Source organism: Amycolatopsis oliviviridis, assembly GCF_014654365.1.
GTDB lineage: Bacteria > Actinomycetota > Actinomycetes > Mycobacteriales > Pseudonocardiaceae > Amycolatopsis > Amycolatopsis oliviviridis.
Genome location: NZ_BNAY01000002.1, coordinates 1,228,484 through 1,244,740 on the forward strand (window position 1 = coordinate 1,228,484; position 16,257 = coordinate 1,244,740).

At 67.7% G+C, this 16,257-nt stretch carries 15 protein-coding genes; 8 read left to right on the forward strand and 7 right to left on the reverse strand.

Annotation, left to right across the window (positions count from 1 at the left end; all coding sequences use genetic code 11):
• Positions 1–245: 245 nt before the first annotated feature.
• Positions 246–392 carry a hypothetical protein gene (locus IE302_RS12965; protein ID WP_191254693.1) on the forward strand — a complete coding sequence of 49 codons (147 nt, stop codon included), beginning with the start codon at positions 246–248 and terminating at the stop codon, positions 390–392.
• A 78-nt stretch (positions 393–470) separates the two neighbouring features.
• Here the strand turns inward: IE302_RS12965 and IE302_RS12970 are convergent, their stop codons facing one another.
• Positions 471–1,682, reverse strand: coding sequence for a cytochrome P450 (locus tag IE302_RS12970; protein WP_191254694.1), 1,212 nt, complete (start codon positions 1,680–1,682; stop codon positions 471–473).
• Positions 1,683–1,998: 316 nt separating this feature from the next.
• On the opposite strand from IE302_RS12970, the gene IE302_RS12975 reads away from it, so the two are divergent.
• On the forward strand, positions 1,999–6,927 hold the full coding sequence (locus IE302_RS12975) for an RHS repeat-associated core domain-containing protein (RefSeq protein ID WP_229907730.1): 4,929 nt from the start codon (positions 1,999–2,001) through the stop codon (positions 6,925–6,927).
• Between the two features lie 200 nt (positions 6,928–7,127).
• Here IE302_RS12975 and IE302_RS12980 read toward each other — a convergent pair whose 3' ends face one another.
• A complete protein-coding gene (locus IE302_RS12980) occupies positions 7,128–7,613 on the reverse strand; it encodes an NUDIX hydrolase (RefSeq protein WP_229907731.1) in 486 nt (161 codons plus the stop codon).
• A 123-nt stretch (positions 7,614–7,736) separates the two neighbouring features.
• Here IE302_RS12980 and IE302_RS12985 point away from each other — a divergent pair, with 123 nt between their 5' ends.
• From IE302_RS12985 to IE302_RS12995, 3 genes are read left to right on the forward strand one after another with little or no spacing between them, the layout of a single operon-like run.
• Entirely contained in the window at positions 7,737–8,948 is a 1,212-nt protein-coding gene (locus IE302_RS12985; protein WP_191254696.1) for a hypothetical protein, read from the forward strand.
• Positions 8,945–9,361: a hypothetical protein gene (locus IE302_RS12990; protein WP_229907732.1), complete on the forward strand. Its 417-nt coding sequence runs from the start codon at positions 8,945–8,947 to the stop codon at positions 9,359–9,361. The genes IE302_RS12985 and IE302_RS12990 overlap by 4 nt, the downstream gene beginning before the upstream one ends.
• Positions 9,358–9,813: a hypothetical protein gene (locus tag IE302_RS12995; RefSeq protein WP_229907733.1), complete on the forward strand. Its 456-nt coding sequence runs from the start codon at positions 9,358–9,360 to the stop codon at positions 9,811–9,813. Before IE302_RS12990 ends, IE302_RS12995 begins: the two co-directional genes overlap by 4 nt.
• A gap of 13 nt (positions 9,814–9,826) precedes the next feature.
• Here the strand turns inward: IE302_RS12995 and IE302_RS13000 are convergent, their stop codons facing one another.
• Complete coding sequence (locus IE302_RS13000) at positions 9,827–10,054, reverse strand: hypothetical protein (RefSeq protein WP_191254697.1); 228 nt, start codon at positions 10,052–10,054, stop codon at positions 9,827–9,829.
• An 86-nt stretch (positions 10,055–10,140) separates the two neighbouring features.
• Here IE302_RS13000 and IE302_RS43250 point away from each other — a divergent pair, with 86 nt between their 5' ends.
• The gene (locus tag IE302_RS43250; RefSeq protein ID WP_191254786.1) at positions 10,141–10,506 is read left to right on the forward strand and encodes a PASTA domain-containing protein; all 366 of its coding nucleotides are present in this window, start codon (positions 10,141–10,143) and stop codon (positions 10,504–10,506) included.
• A 125-nt stretch (positions 10,507–10,631) separates the two neighbouring features.
• On the opposite strand, the gene IE302_RS13010 is transcribed toward IE302_RS43250, so the two are convergent.
• Genes IE302_RS13010 through IE302_RS42750 form a run of 3 tightly spaced genes read right to left on the reverse strand, consistent with a single transcriptional unit; the run spans position 10,632 to position 12,289 of the window.
• Positions 10,632–10,991, reverse strand: coding sequence for a hypothetical protein (locus IE302_RS13010; RefSeq protein WP_191254698.1), 360 nt, complete (start codon positions 10,989–10,991; stop codon positions 10,632–10,634).
• 13 nt (positions 10,992–11,004) lie between these two features.
• Positions 11,005–11,961: an NsdA family TPR-like regulatory protein gene (locus IE302_RS13015; RefSeq protein ID WP_229907734.1), complete on the reverse strand. Its 957-nt coding sequence runs from the start codon at positions 11,959–11,961 to the stop codon at positions 11,005–11,007.
• Positions 11,962–12,001: 40 nt separating this feature from the next.
• Positions 12,002–12,289 (reverse strand): helix-turn-helix domain-containing protein, encoded by a 288-nt coding sequence (locus IE302_RS42750; RefSeq protein ID WP_229907735.1) that lies wholly within the window; start codon positions 12,287–12,289, stop codon positions 12,002–12,004.
• Between the two features lie 487 nt (positions 12,290–12,776).
• Between IE302_RS42750 and IE302_RS13020 the strand changes: the two genes are divergently transcribed.
• Together IE302_RS13020 and IE302_RS13025 are read left to right on the forward strand one after the other, a co-directional pair.
• Positions 12,777–14,339 carry an asparagine synthase-related protein gene (locus IE302_RS13020; RefSeq protein WP_191254787.1) on the forward strand — a complete coding sequence of 521 codons (1,563 nt, stop codon included), beginning with the start codon at positions 12,777–12,779 and terminating at the stop codon, positions 14,337–14,339.
• On the forward strand, positions 14,336–15,070 hold the full coding sequence (locus tag IE302_RS13025; protein ID WP_191254699.1) for a class I SAM-dependent methyltransferase: 735 nt from the start codon (positions 14,336–14,338) through the stop codon (positions 15,068–15,070). The genes IE302_RS13020 and IE302_RS13025 overlap by 4 nt, the downstream gene beginning before the upstream one ends.
• A gap of 553 nt (positions 15,071–15,623) precedes the next feature.
• Here IE302_RS13025 and IE302_RS13030 read toward each other — a convergent pair.
• A complete protein-coding gene (locus tag IE302_RS13030) occupies positions 15,624–16,235 on the reverse strand; it encodes an HSP18 transcriptional regulator (protein ID WP_191254700.1) in 612 nt (203 codons plus the stop codon).
• Positions 16,236–16,257: the final 22 nt, after the last annotated feature.

The following is a 16,257-nucleotide window of genomic DNA, read 5'->3' on the forward strand; positions in this document are numbered from 1 at the left end:
CCTCCTTGCCTACCCTGAAGGTAGTGAAGGAGGCCTTCACGGACCCTGGGTCCCTCAAAAGGAGTCGTTCACGGATCACCGCACCGCCTCAGGAACCTCAAGAACCCCAATAACCCCACACGTCACAGCCGGTGCGCGTGAAGGCCCCCTTCACGCGGCTCAGCCGAGGAAACTCACCCTTCGCGCCGCAACCCAAGTACATGAAGGGGTCCTTCACGGAGCCAGGCGCAAGCAAGGGGGCCTTCATGTACCGCAAACAACCTCAAGCGACTCTGCGCAGAACCAGGGCTGCCGGCCAGGTGGCCGCCGCCACCGATCAGGAGATCAAGTCTCCTGACGACTGCCGGCTGATGGTGCCGAAGGAGAAAACCGGCCTCGCTGAAGAGAACTAGCGATCCGGCCGGTCGGGAACGTCGGGGAGGGCGGCGAAGAGGAGGGCGGTACGCGACGGCGTGCCGCCCTCCTCCGTGTCACCAGGTGACCGGCAGTTCCCGCACCGTGTAGAAGATCGCGTTCTCGTCGAATTCCAGTTCTTCCAGCGGTTTCGCCAGTCGCAGGGTCGGTACGCGACGGCAGAGCGTGCTGTAGACGACCTGGAGTTCCACTCGCGCCAGCGGGGCACCCAGGCAGAGGTGCCTGCCGTGACCGAAAGCGAGATGGTGACGGGCCTCGCGGCGGACGTCGAGCGCGCCGGGGTCAGGGAACGCGGAGGGGTCCCGGTTGGCGGTGCTCTTCACCGCGATGATGCCTTCGCCGGCGCGGATGAGCCTGCCGCCGATCTCCAGGTCTTCCCGCGCGACACGGCGGGCTTCGGTGTGGGTGACGGACAGAAAGCGCAGGAGTTCTTCCACCGCGTTCGCCACCACCGCGGGATCGTCACCGTCCCGGATGACGCGGAGCTGGTCCGGGTGGGTCAGCAGCGCGACGATGCCCAGCGTGATCATGCTCGCGGTCGTGTCGTGCCCGGCCACCAGGAGGAGCTGGCCCAGCGTCGCGATCTCGCGGGCGGTCATCGCCCCGGTCCGGAATCGCCCGACGGCCAACCTGCTGATCATGTCGTCACCGGGCCTGGCATCCTTCTCCGCCACCAGGTTCTCGAGGTAGGTGTTCAGTTTTTCGCTGGCGGCCAAGGCTTCCCCGGGATCGCCTTCGTCCATGACGAGCGTGCGGGCCACTCCCTGGAAATAGGCGCGATCGGCGTAGGGCACCCCGAACAGCTCGCAGATCACCCGCGAGGGCACCGGTAACGCGAAGGCTTCGACCAGATCCACCGGTCCGGGGCCGGCGAGCAGTTCGTCGACGAGGTCGTCGGCGATCCGCTGGATCCGCGGCCGCAAGGCCTCCATCTTCCTGACCGTGAACTCGGACGTCAGCAGCCGTCGCTGCGCGGTGTGTTCCGGCGCGTCCATCTGCATCAGCGTTCTCATCCGGGTGTCGCGCGCCTTGCTCACCGCGTTGGTGTGCGGGAAGGCGGGGTGCGTGGCATCGACGCTGATCCGCGGGTCGGCCAGCACCGCCCGGACGTCCTCGTGCCGGGTGACCAGCCACGGCGTGCTGCCGTCCCACAGCCTCACGCGTGACACCGGATCGAGCCCGGCTCGCCGGGTCAGTTCCGCCGGCGGCGCGAGCGGGCAGCCCGCCGCGCGAGCCATCGGAAAAGGGGACGTTTTGTCGTCGGTCATCGAATCCTCCCGAAGTCGGCCATTCCTGCGTTCGCAGCATGTCGGCGCCGACGGCCCCGGTAATCGGACAAAAAGGATGTGAAACGGGTCATATTCGAAAGGGCCTGCCCGGACTCGTCCTCCATCGCGGCATCCGTTCTGCCCGATCACTTCCGAAGGCCCGAGTGACCGGCCGCGCTCCCCTTCTGCCCGTTCGGGCAATTCATCCCTTGACACAGACGAATTCCCACCGGTGGCCCGAGCCCGGACCGGGCCGTGATGATTCAATGACAAGGTTGTCGACGGCATCCCGATCATCCGAAGCGAGGCAAGTCACGTGTCCAATCCGTTGGTCGCGCCCACTGAGGATTCGACGAAGTGGTTCACCGGCGTCTCCTTGCTGGAGACCGCGGACGGGTTGAAGACCGCGATCGAATCCGGGGACTGGGCCGGCGTCGCGATGGGCGCTGTCGGCACCGCTCTCGACGCGCTGTCGATGGCGCTGGACCCGTTCGGGGCGATCCTGGCGGCCGGGGTGTCGTGGCTGATGGAGCACGTCGGTCCGCTCAAGGACGCCCTGAACGCGCTGACGGGCAACGCGGACGAGATCCAGGCGCAGTCGCAGACCTGGGCGAACGTGGCCAAGGAGCTGGGCGAGGTCAGCCAGGAGCTGACCGACTTGGTCAAGAAGGACCTGGAGTCGTGGAAAGGTGAGGCGGCGGACGCCTACCGCAAACAAGCCACCGACACCGCCACTTTGATCCAGTCGGCGCAGAAGGGTTCGGAAGGTGCCTCGTCCGGGGTGAAGACCGCGGGCGAGGTCGTCGCCGCGGTGCGGACGCTGGTGCGCGACATCATCGCCGAGCTGATCGGGCATCTGATCTCGTGGGCGCTGCAGGTGGTGTTCACCCTCGGCATCGGCCTGACCTGGGTGGTGCCGCAGGTGGTGGCGGCCGTGGCGAAGACGGCGTCGAAGATCACCAACCTCACGACCAAGCTGGTGAAGGCGCTCAAGGCCTTGGCCCCGCTGCTGAAGAAGGCGGGGACGCTGTTCGACGACGCGGCGAAGGCGTTGAAGAACATAAAGGGCGGCAAGGTCAAGCCCTCGGGGAAGCCGAAGGACCTGGACACGAAGCCCAAGGGGCCGCCCAAGGACAAGGACAAGAGCGGAGACGAGTCCACCTCGCCGTCGGGCGACCACTCGCCCCCGAAGGACCCGCCGAAGAACGACCCGCCGCCACCCAAGAACGACCCGCCGAAGAACGACCCGCCGCCGGACACTTCGCGCGGGCTCGACAAGCCGCCGGATGGCGGCTCGACCAAGCCCTCCGGCGCGAAGGACGGGAACGGCAAACGGAATCCGTCCGAAAGCAAGGAACAGGGCTGCAAGGACGGCAGCGGTGACCCGATCGACGTCCAGAGCGGAGACGTCCTGGTCACCGAGAGCGACCTGGTCGTGCCGGGGCCGCTCGGGCAGCTCGTCGTCCGCAACCACGTCTCGTCCTATCGCGGTGGGCGCTGGTTCGGGACGTCTTGGGCGTCGCTGGTGGACGAGCGGCTGGTCGTCGCGAACGGAACCGTCACCTACTACTCCGCCGACGCGATGATCCTGCGGTTCCCGGCGCCCGCACCGGGAACGACGGCCGTCGCCGTGCACGGCCCGCTGCGCCGGCTGCGCGGAGAGGGCGCCGACTACTACCTGACGGACCCGGGCCGCGGCACCGAACGCCGGTTCGTCCCGGCCGGCGGCGACCCGAGCCTGTTCCTGCTCGCGGAGATCCACTCCGAGGACGGCGCGTACGTCGAGCTTGAGCACGATGACGACGGCGCCCCATCGACGCTCAGGCATTCCGGCGGCGCTTGGATCGCCTTCGACGTCGCCGATGGCCGTATCCGCGCGATCCGCGCGCTGGCGGAAGCCACGGAAGTCCCCGTCGCCCGGTACGAGTACGACACGCACGGGCATCTCAGTGTCCGCGCGAACTCCTCGCCCCGCCCGGCCCACTACAGCCACGACGCCGACGGCCGGATCACCGGCTGGACCGACCATGTCGGCGCCTGGTACCGCTACGTCTACGACCAGCACGGCCGTTGTGTCCGGGGCGTCGGCGACCGGGGCTATCTCGACACCACGCTCACCTTCGGCGAGCGGACCACCACGGTCACCGATTCCTTCGGGCTGCGCACGGTCTACAGGTTCGACGAGGACGGGAACACCACCGGGCTGATCGACCGGCTCGGCGGCGTGATCCGCAGCGAGTACGGTCCGCATGACGTGCTGCTCAACCGCACCGATCAGCTCGGCAGGCGGACGGAGTTCGAGCACGACGCGGAGGGGCGGCTCCGCTCGGTGGTCCGCGCCGACGGCTCGCGTGTGGTGATCACGACCTGGACCCACACCGAGCTCGAGATCGAGGTGGCCGACGGCGACCAGGTGTTCCGGCGGCGGTACACCGCCCCGAACGTGCCGGATCCCTACACCGAACCGCTCGGTGTCACCGAGGATCAGCACCTCGAAGACACCTACGTCGACGAGCCCGGGCCGAGCGCCGTGATCCCCCGTCTCGAAGCCGATCTCTTCGGACGGCCGCGCGCGATCGTGAACTCCGACGGCCGGACCGTGTACTCGTGGACGGTCGAAGGCTCCCTGCGGGAGGTCGTCGCCCCGAACGGGGCCCGGCGGCAGTGGACGTTCGACGGCGAAAGCGAAGAAACGTCCCGGACGGACGAACTCGGCCGGGTGACCCGCACCGAGAACGGGCCGATGGGCACGATCACCGCCACGATCGACGCCGACGGCGCGCGCACCGCCTGGCGCTACGACACCGAGCTGCGGCTCGTCGCCGTGACCAACCCCGCCGGGCAGACGTGGCACTTCGGCTACGACGCCGAAGGGCGTTTGCTCACCCAGCAGGATTTCGCGGGCCGGATCACCCGATGCGACTACGACGCCGCGGGACAGCGGATGCGGCGCGTCGGCGGCACCGGCGAGACCGTGGAGTGGCGTTACGACCTGCTCGGCAACCCCGTCGAGCGGATCAGCCCGTCAGGCACCGAGACCTACCGGTACGACCCGGTCGGACGGCTCGTGCGGGCCACCGGCCCGGACGGCGACCTGGAGCTGGACCACGACGACGCGGGCCGGGTCACCCGCCAGGCCACCGCGGCGGGCGCCATCGCCTTCGGCTATTCCGCGGACGCCAAGACCATGCGCACTCCGTCCGGAGTGGACGTCCATTGGGGACAGACCGGCGACGGGGCGGAGCTGCTGCGGATCGCGGGCACCGAGCTGACCCTGCGCGAGGATTCGGCCGGGCGCACGGTCGCCCTCTCCGCGGGGGCGAACCCGTTGCTGCGGCAGGAATTCGATGCGGCGGGCAGGCTCGTCGCGCAGCACACCCCGGCCGGCACCAAGCGCTACCACCGGCGGCCGGACGGCAGTATCGCCACACGGGAGGATCCGGCGGGCGGGGTGCGGTACGAGTTCGACAACGCCGGCCGGGTCACCACGGCGTTCCACCACGGCGTGACCGAGCACTACTCCTACGACGTGCTCGGCAATCTCCTGTCCTCCTCGCCGGGGCCGGGACCCGAGACGGGACCGCGCCAGTACACCGACGGTGGCGTGCTCGCCGCCGCGGGCGCGGCGCGCTACGTCCACGACGCGCAGGGCAGACTGGTCCAGCGGACGCTGCCCGCGCCGGACGGGACCGAGCTGACCTGGACGTTCGGCTGGGACGCGCACGATCATCTGGTCACCGTGCACACGCCGGACGGCTCCCGGTGGCGGTACCGGTACGACGCGCTGGACCGGCGCGTGGCCAAGGAACGGCTGGAGCCCACGGGCGCGATCGCCGAACGGGTCGATTTCACCTGGGACGGCAACGATCTCGTCGAAGCCCGGCACACCTTCGGCGGTGTCCCGGTGGAGACCCTGACCTGGATCCACCACCCGTACGGGAACCGGGTGGTGGCGCAGGCGCGCACCTCGCCCGACGGGCGGACCGAGGTCACCGCGGTGATCACCGACGAGATCGGCACCCCGACGGAACTGGTCGGCCTGGACAACGGCCGGGTCAGCCCGGTCCGGACGAGCGTCTGGGGTCTCGTCGCGGCCGGTGCCCGCCCGGAAACGCCGCTGCGGTTCCCCGGGCAGTTCCACGACGCGGAGACCGGCCTGTACTTCAACGTCTTCCGCTACTACGACCCGGCCAACGCCCGCTACATCTCCCCGGACCCGCTCGGCCTGACCCCGGCGCCGAATCCGGAGACCTACGTCGACGACCCGTTCCTCGAAGCCGACCCGCTCGGCCTGACCAGGAACTCGGGCAAACAGCCCAACTACTCCGACGACCAATACGCCTACCTCGACGACGACGCCACCTTCAACGCCCCGGCCAAGTGCCCGAAGGGCAAGAGGAAAGCAGGGAATCAGAACCCGGGGCAGGGCAACGGGGGCCAGGGCGCGGGTTCGGCCAAGAAGAGCAACACGAACAAGTGGGAACCCCCGCTCACCGGCAAGGACAACGAGTCGCACGGCGACTCCGGCCGGACGGTCATGGAGGGCGGCGGCAAGGAGGGCAAGGGAACGCTCGACGGATCCGGAAGGGGCGAGTACCCCGGCGGTACCGAACCGGCGGGCAACCACCTCACCGACTCCGACGGGCTGAACGGCAAGGGCCACGCGAACTACGATCCGCGCCTGCGGGCCGAGCTCGACAAGCTGCGTTCGTCCGATCCCAACGACAAGGTCGGCTACAAGCCCGACCACCCCAGCGGCTACTTCATCAAGGGTCACCTGAAGAACCAGGTGCTCGGCGGCTCCGGCACCGCGGACAACATGACCATCCTGTCCCGGAAGGCCAACGCGCAGATGTCGGGCAACTTCGAGCAGAAGCTCAAGACCGCCGACACTCAGATCGCCCAGGTGAAGGACTCCGTCAACAAGATGAGTGACACGGAGCTGTCGCGCAAGCTGAACGACCTGGGCATCAACAAGACCCCGGCCCAATTCCGCCAGGAGGCCAATGGCCTGAAGGCGGACTATTCGGTCACCGCCAGCGACAAGGTCAAATGGAAGGACGCGATCAACCCGGAAGAGCGCGGCATCCGCGACCACGTCGTGCTCAACGCCGAGTACAAGGGACTGACACCCGACGTGCAGAGTTTCATCGACTTCCGGATGAAGCCGGGCTTCCTGACGCAGTTCCCGCCGGTGGGCACGAAGATGGACACGATCAGCGGCAAGTTCGACCCGGCGTTCTGACCTTCGACGACCGTTCACCGATGCGTGCCCACGGCCATCCACCTGACCTTTATGGACGGCTCTGCATCCCCGCTGAACTGCGGGGATGCGGAAACCCGGTGTCCAATCGGGACACCGGACGCATGATCCCGCAGGTCAGGCCACCCGCAGGCCTGTCCACGAAGTTCCCTTGGGCACCGGCGGTCCGTTCCGAGAAAAGCTCACCGATGGTCGCGGGGTTGCCACGCTGTTCTGGACGGTCGCGTGGCCAACGCGGGATCGATCAGGCCGAGCCAGGCGTCCTGGTCGTCAGCCAGCGGATGCCGCAAGGGAAGCGGGTGGAAGTAGCAGGCGAACGTCACGCCGGTGTCGCTGCCGTTTCCCTCGACACGATGTATCCAGTCATCGGCCGTGTCAGTGGTTGCCGACAAGTGGAAGTAGGTGGTGCGGCGTGGTTGTCCGGTCTCGGGGTGAGGTTTGTCTTCGGTAGTCAACGCCCGGACGATCACGATGTCGGCCAACCCCGTTTCCTCTGCGACTTCTCGCAGCACTGCCTCGGAAGGACCTTCGTCGGCATCGACTCCTCCGGCTGGGACTTGTCGTCCGGCTTCGGGGACGTCGACGTGCTCGAAGATGAGGAGTTCAGGCCGCGCTCTCTGGCGGATCACATAGGCGGCGACGCGGATTCTCGGCGGGGAGAAGCTCACCCAGGGGCTCCTGTCGTCCGCGCCGGGCTCCACGACCTGATGGAACCGATCCGGCTTATGTGACATCCTACCCCCAAGTGCCACATTGACCGGTGGGCGTCCGGGGAGCAAGGGGGCGGATCGATGAGTCCAGTCGGAGCGGGGTTCTTCGTGCGGCCGGATGCGGTGGACGGGCTCGCCGGCCTCGTGCGTAGACAGGGAGACGGGGCCGGCGACTTCAAACAGGCGTTCCGCAACACCATCGTGGAAGGCGGCCGCACCAACGACGACGGCGAGGGGCTGCTCGCGCGAATCTGGCCGAAGCTGGACGGCTGGCAGCACGACACGAGAAACCACCTCGGTATCGCGTTCGGCACGGGCGTCTCCGCCGGGGACGCACTCCACTGCGCGTCCGTCTGGTACCGCAACACCACCCGCGCCAAGGTGGAAGAAATGGACGGGATGCTCCCGGAGGTGAAGACCGAACGCGTCGGCCGGGACGAGGTCCGCGATCCCGCCTCCGCGGGAACGTTCCGGGAAGTGGCGCCCGTGGACTATCCGGGCCCGAGCAAGGAGAAGATCGACAGTCCGGACTGGTGGCCGGTCAAGGCCGGGGCAATGGTGGAGGAGATCCTCGATCTCGGCGGCGCGCTGGGCGACGTGGCCGGGTTCGTCGAAGGCCTCACCGGCGTCGACATCTTCCAGGTGGCCGCCGGCGCCGTGATCGGCGACTGGAAAGCGTTGCAGGAACAGGCGGTCCTCTTCCGTGACACCGAATCCGGGTTCGCCGGCATCGCCGCCAACATCAACCAGGGCCGGTACGGCATCCAGGACCAATGGATCGGCCGAGCGGCCGACGCCGCCAAAGATTGGCTCGACAAGTACCACCAGGCTTGCCTGGACCTGTCCGGATACTGCGGTGCGGCGGGCGACGCCATCGAAGGCCTGGCCAGGGCGGCGTACCACCTGATGCAGGAGCTCAAGCACGGTCTGGGCGCCCTGATCGACATCCTGCTGCTGATCTACGCGAAAGGGGCGACGGCGGCCGCGAAGTCCGGCAAGAACGTCGTCGGGTTCATCGTCGACGTCATCGATGCCCTCGCCACGGGCAAGAAGCTGATCGGGCTCATCAACGGCGACGTCAAACAGCTTGCCGCGCTCGTCATGGCCGCCATCGACCAAACCGGCGTCATCCGCATCACCGTCAGCGCTATCCTGGCCCTGTCGCACGAGTTCGAACTCGGCTGGGGCATCGTCGACGCGACCCGCGCCACCGCCCGCAACACCGAACTCCCCAGCTGGCCCTTCAGCTACGGTCACCCACACGCGGACTGCGGACAGGGAGCCCGGGTATGACCCACATCGATCCCGCGGACAATCCCCACTGGCCTGCCGCCCGGCACAACATGCTGCGGCTGCTGGCCGCGTCCGGAACGGGGGCCGGGGCCGATTTCGCCAAAGACGTCCTGGCAGGCATCCGGCAACCGCATCACCTGCTGTCGCACCGGCCCGTCGCCGACGAACTCGCCGAACAGGGTGCGGCCTTCCGGCGGCTCCTCGACAAAATCCCTCCGGCCGAGCTCCGGGAATTGCGCGCGCAGGCCCAGGAGGCGGTGCGTCGCGAGGTCGACGAGCTCGCGAGTCTGGACATCGAAGCCGCCGAGGCGGAACTGCGTGCCGCGGCCGAGCCGCCGCGGGAATCGCGGCCGGACCGTCGGCGCGACGAGGACGACGACTGGTTCGACCGGCCGGTCATGGAGGACCTTTGACCCGGGCGGCCATCGCCACGCGCCGACGGCGTGTGGCGATCGTGTCGATCACCGTGCTGGCCGGTCTCGGCGCGCTGTGCGGAGCCGCGTTCATCCCGAAAGTGGCGAACCACTTCGGCTACGCCCTTCCGGGAGAGAAGGGCCTTCCCTACCAGATCCAGTACAACGGCAGGGACTACCGCAACACCCTGACGTGCGCCGGCGCGCGATGGTGCGAAGACGAGAAAACCCCGGAACAGCGGACAAAGCCGTACTGCACGCCTCGTGCCGGACTGGGTCTGGGAGACGGCGGCACAGGGCTGGTGAAGGTCGATGACGTCTTCACCTTGTTCGGGCCTTCGCGCCCCGTTTTCACAGCCGGCGTCGTCGCGCAGGGAAAGATGACGGCCGGCGTCGTCGTCGAGGTGTCCGATGACTGCTACCTGGAATACACACTGGTGGGCGGCCCTTAGCTCCCCTGGTGCGCTAGGTTCGGCCGGTGAACCCGGCGGAACTGGTGGGACTCTGGTCGAGTAAGCCGTACGAATACGGCTCGATTGAGATGACCGAACTGGCCTTGCTGCCCTGACCGACGACACCACCGTCCTGGAACCTGACGGCTTCGTCGCACTTCACCTGAGCGAGCGCGTGGTGGTCCGGTCCCGCTTCGGTCTGCGACAGCGTGAAGTGACGGTCGAGGACGACCGGACCCACGCGGTCATTCCGTACAACTGACCGTTGAACGAGTGCCCGCTTGAAAAGTCGAGTGCGTGCTGGTGTCGGTGCGCGATACTTCATCCATGGGCGGGCACCGTCATGCGGATCTGGTCGTCGTTCCAGACGTCGTGGGAATGACGGTCAGTGACGCTCGCCAAGTCGCGACCGAGGCGGGAGTGGCGCTGGCACAGCCGGATCCGGACGGCCCTCCGCTGGGCGCCCTGACCTGGCCTGGGGTGTGGTTGATCACCGAGCAGGATCCGCCGCCAGGTAGCCGCGTATATCGCTGGGACAGCGTCAGGGTGCGTTTCCGCAGCGCCGGCCCTGGCGGATCGGCCGGTGTGCGAGAACCTCGGCGGCCTCTCCCGGACCCGGACGAGCTCTCTGCCGCGAAAGACCCGGAGGACACGACCGGCGACGTCAGTGAGGACAGAGCTCCAGAGCGATGAGCAAGAAACTGCCTATTGTCCTCGCAGCGCGGCCGTGAGGTGCTCGTAGGTGTCTTGGTCGAACGCGACCTGAATTCGTTGCTGTGCAGACAATGCAATGAGACGTGGCTCCGGATGGTCAGGCTCTAGGCGTCCTGTTCGATGCGTTCGAAGATGCCGATGTCGGTGGCCTGCTGCCACTCGGGCAGGTCGGCCCAGTCCGCGACATAGGACGGCTTCGGGTCGGGGAAGTGTTTGAAGATCTGGCCGATCCAGCACAAGGCTACGAAGCGGCCCTTCTGGTCTGGGGTGAGTTTTGTCGTGGCGCCGTTCGTGGCCGTGATGAACGACAGCACTTGGTCGTAGACGGCTGTGGCGGCGTCGCGCTCCCAGTCCGGTGTCTCGTCCCAGGGCGTGATGTACCCAGGTTTCGGCTCACCGGGGTAGTGCTTGATCACTCCGGCGATCCAGGCTTCGCGGAACACGCGACCACGGTCGTTCGGCATGTTTCTTCCTCCACTATGCGACGTGGCCACTGACGAGCTCCGCGATCTCGGCATCGAGTCGCTGAATGTTCTGATCCGCGAGCAACGGGACCAGGTGCGGCTGGAGGCCACGTAACTTGCGCGCGACCACCCCTGACCCGGTCTGGCGTGCGGTGGCCACGACGGCCTCGGCGTGGGTGATGACCTGGTCGGGATCTGCCCGGTGGACACCGATCATGGCCAGGTCGGTCAGGACTCCGGCCTTCCGACGAGTGGTGAGCGCGCCGTTGAGTGCGTCATCCAGTGCTGCTTCGGCCAGATCGAGGCGGCCGAGAGTGACGTAGCAGGTACCACGTTCCTCGGCCAGACGAGAGCCGTCGAAGCGAAGCCAGCCACCGTTGTGCACTTGCCCTGTCAGATCCTGGACTTCCGCCGCGGTGTCGAGTGCGCGCTGACAGGCGGCGAGGTCACCGAGGCCTGCGAAGGCTTCCGCTTGGACGGCGGCTACCCAGTGCCGGGTCGACAAGTCGGTGTCACCCCGAGACGCCAGCGTGGCGGCCAGATCGAGCAACGGGGCGGCGTCGGCGAACTCGCGTTCGTAGACGGCGATGAACGCGTGCCTGGTGAGAGCACAGGCCCACAGGTCCGGCGCTCCGGCTTCCTTGCTCGCGTCAGCGGCCAGGGTGTAGCAGTGAGCCGCGTCGGTGTAGCGGTCGCCGTCGAAGTAGATCTCGCCGGCCAGCTGGAACAGGTCAGCGGCCAGCTCGCAGAGCCGCTGGCGGATCGCGGGCGCCCGCGATTGGCACAGTGCGTCAGTGAGCACACCGAGCTGGGTCCGCACGAGCGGCAGCACCTGGCTCTTGTTCGACGCCAGCCCATACACCCGCCACAGATGGCTGGCGAAAACGGCGAATTCCTCCGCGCCCGCGGTGTCGACACTGCCGCTGGCCGCCGCGGCGGCGAGGTCGGCGTCGCCCACCGTCGGCGGCAACGCCAGCAATGCCCCTGTCGCGCTGAACAGGCGCAGCAGGTCAACGACGGTTCATGTCGTCGGCCTCCGCAAGGTCGGGTGGGACTACGGCCACGGTCGCGGCGTACCGCGCCGGAGCCGGGGCCTGCCCTAGCAACGTACCCAGTTCATGCAGGGTGACGTCGAGTGCCTTCGCGATCCGCGGTCTGCGAAACGGCTGCGGAGCCCCTGCTCCCCGTTCCCACCGGCTGACGGTGCAGGTCTCCACACCCAACTCTGCCGCGAAGGTCTCCTGGGTGTAGCCCATCGCCTCCCGCCGTGCGGCGAAGGCGGTCCGCTGATCGCCCATCGAACACCACCCTGCCCCGTTGTCACCGGTCACGATAGCCAGAAACCCGTCGGGCCTGATCGCCGCTCCACGAGCTGCACCCGATCGGACCACCATCACGAAAAGTGGAGTTCATGCAGGTCAGAGACGTCAACGCCTACTTCATGCTCAGGTGATGCGCAGTAGGTGCTCTGGTCGACAGCGGCCATCGGGACTTGTCTGAAACAGCAAAAGTCCGAGCGCTCGTCAGTCATGGAAAAGCCGCCGCGGGCGCTGAGTTCAAGCGAACTGACAAGGAGAAGTCGAGATGGACCTTGAGGCGATGTTCACCAGGAAACCTGGTGCTCGGTGTGCCCTCGGTGGAGGGGCTCTACTCCCCGAAGATGCCCGGTGACGCCGACGGCAACAACAAGGGCGACCACTGCGCCAGCTGACCAGCGACCATCTCTACCGCGGCTCGGGCAGCCAGCGCTGCCCGAGCCGCATCGCGGGAAGAAGAGTGATCACCATGCTGTCGTTTCGCCTGGCGCTGGGTGCACGCACAGACTCGACGTGGCAGTGGGACACCGACCGCTGGCGCCGCGGCGACAGCTGGATCCGACCGGTTGTCCATCCGGCACTGCGTCACGACATCGACAACCGAACAGGGGTCACCACTGTAGGAGTCCGCGACGTAGCAAGCCCGCTGACCCGGTCTGAGCTGACAGACCACGACCGCGGCCCTGAGAACGTGGCCGGTACCGCACGGGGCGACGCGCTACTCCTCCGCATACAGCCAGGACGGATCACCCTCACAGCGGGCGCCGGTGGCACCACGCCGCTCTATCTGACCGGCGACGGAGACATCTTGCACGGCACCTGGGATCTCCCCGCTCTTCGCCACCTCACACGGCAATCCAGCCTGCTCGATCGCGCCGTGGTCCGGGCCCTGACCAGACGGCACCGCTACAGCAGCGACACCCTGTTCACCGGCGTCACGACGCTGACAGAACGCGCGACCGCGACATTCACCGCAACTGGCTTGAACATCGCCTACCCGACCCCAGCCGAGCACGTCATGCGAGCACGGGACCTCCGCCCCGGCGTAGACGTCACAGTCGTGCTCGAGCGTCTTCTCACCGACGCGCTGCGCCCATGGCAGGAAAGCAAAACCACGCTGGGCCTCGAGTTGTCCGGCGGCTTGGACTCAGCCACCGTCGGGGTCGCTGCGAGTGTGACTGCCGCAGCACCGCTGCGTTCGTTCGGACTCATCGTCGACGGCGCCGTCGGTGCCGAGCAGAACCGTCGCCGCACGACAATCGCCAGCCGGATCGGCGCGGTCGACGACATCCTGCGAGCCCACGACCACGCACCATTCTGCGCGAGCGGTATCCGCGCCAGCGGCGCGGCACACGACCCTCACGGCGAGTTCTACCGCGAGGCGTTCGAGGCCCTCGCAGACACGGCCGCCCGCGGCGGCGTGGAGACCATGCTGACCGGCAACGGCGGCGACGAGATCATGGCACCCCGCGGCGACGAACTACCCCCGCCTCCACCCCAGCGCCTGACAGACGTGTCATGGCTCGGACCGCGCGCCCGGGAAGCCGTCGGCCAGATCGACGACAACCTGGCACCCTCCGCCGTGCTGCCCACACCGACGCTGATGGGGTTCGCCATCCATCACCCCGCCTACCTGAGGTCAGGAATCTGGCCCGTCACCCCGCTCACCCACCCGAGCCTGATCCGGTTCGCCGAACAACTCCCACTCGAACTCCGCCGAGGCAAAAAGCTCTTCCGCGACTTCCTCACCCGAGCCGGCCTGCCGCCCCTGGTCACCCACCCGCGGCGAACCGAGCACTTCCGGGACCTGATGCAACACGGCCTGCGGCACAACGGACTACGCCTGGCCGAGCATCTGCTCACCGACGGCATGCTCCTCGCCGACCAAGACTTCATCGACCCCGACGCACTCCGGCGCACCGTGCAGCATGCCCGCCGCAGCGCTACCGTGCCGTCCGTGCTGTGCGACACCCTCGTCCTCGAAATCGGCCTCCGCTCCCTACAGGCCCCGGACACCACCCCAGCCACATGAACCTGGCCGACAACAACATCGCCTACCGCCACCCCGACCTCTACGACGCACTGACCCAGGACAGCACCGCCGCCGCGACCTGCCAGCACCTCATCAACCACTACGGCACCACACCCACCGGAAGCGTCCTCGACCTCGGCTGCGGCACCGCCCGCGACCTCGCCGCACTCGCCGCCACCCACCACTGCGTCGGCGTCGACCTTCAGCCCGCCCTCATCAGACACGCACAACAGCGACATCCCGACCTCGACCTCCAAGCCGGAGACCTGCGAACCGTCCGGCTGAACGACACCTTCGACACCATCACCTGCCTCGGCAACACCCTGGCCTACCTACACCACAACAACGACATCCGCGCCGCGTTCCAAACCTTCGCAGCCCACGCGCATCCCGGATCGTTGCTGATCATCGTTACCCAAATCGCCCCCACCACCGTCACCACGCCAACCCGCAGCCGGATCGACACAGCAGGACTCGGCGCCCACGTCACCACCGAACACAGCTGGAACCCGCGCACACAAATCGCCACCGTCCACCGGACATGGCAACTCGACAACGGCACCACCCAACACGACCACATCGAACGCCGAGTCCTGTTCCCCCGCGAACTAGAGCTCTACGCCAGCCTCGCCGGATTCACCCCACTCGCGCTGTTCACCAACCCGCAGAACCACACTGGCCCACTGATCGGTTCCACCGCGCACTTCGCCGCCACCTACGACTCGGTTTAGCGCGACGAGGAGGCGGGTCGGCTCAGTCCTCGTCACCGGATGACGCCGGGTCGTTCCCGGCTCGCCGGGATTGTCGGTGCTGAATGCCATGATCTTCACGCCCAAGATCCTCTTGGGCTGGGTGGGTACCCGGCTGGGCTGCGCCGTTCCCGACACGCAGCCCAGCGCCCACGCCCGGCCTCACCGATAGAAGGAGCCGATCCCCTCAGCCGAGGAGGAGAAAGGGGCAGAGCGAACTGCTGCTTCCTATTGTCGATCCAGGAACAGCAGTTAGAGCCCACCGTTGCCGGTTCGGACAGGGCCTTCGTCGGGTCCGAGGCTATGCGCACATCGTGTCTCCTGGCGATGCCAGCTGATTTGGCAGCCGATGCCCGTCCGACTGTTTGATATGCGCGCCTGCGGCCGCGAGTTCGCTGTTGCGCGGCACAGGAACCAGAAGCCGTGACGCTGTCCGCCTCAGCCCTCGGGAACTGACCGTTATGCCGTTCACGACCGGCGCCGCCTCCTGACCAGCATCGAGGTCGGCCTGGGGTTTCGTCGTGGATGACGAGCGTCAGGTCGTGGGCCGCCGCCGGTTGTCCACCGCGTCTTGCCGTACTTGCCCGGCGTGCTCGCTGATCGCGCCGAGACGGTCGGCGAGGTGGAGGTGATCGGCCGTCAGGTGGTCTCGCAGGTCCGCCAGCGGGGTCAGGAGGTCGGCCACGTCGTTCTCGCCGAGTGCCGTGTTGAGCTTGTCGGCGCTTCTCCTGCCCTCCGCGCTCAGCCCTTCCACCGCGCCGGCCTGTCCGGCCAGTCCGCGCAGCATCGCCGAATTGCGCCGAGCCCACTCGGCGACCGCTCGATCGCCCGCGCGCCGGTCACGCTCGGCGTCCACCCTCGCCTCACCCGTCCGCTCGCCCCCGTCGGACGGCCTCAGCCGCAGGAACCGGCGTTCCGCCGCCTGACGGCTGGCGACTCCCAGCGCGGGGGCGAGCAGGGCCCAGCTGACCCCTTCCGCGCGGGCCGCCTCGATCAGTTCCGGTTCCCAGGAGGCGAGTTCCCCTCGTAGCACCCGCAAGGACTCCAGTGCGGCCAAGAGCGTCACCGGCTCGACGGCACTGGAGCGGGCCGCCATCACCACCTCGTACAGGGCACGCGACCGGCGCGCGAAATCAGCCTCGGTCATTGTCATCCTTTCGACGACGTGG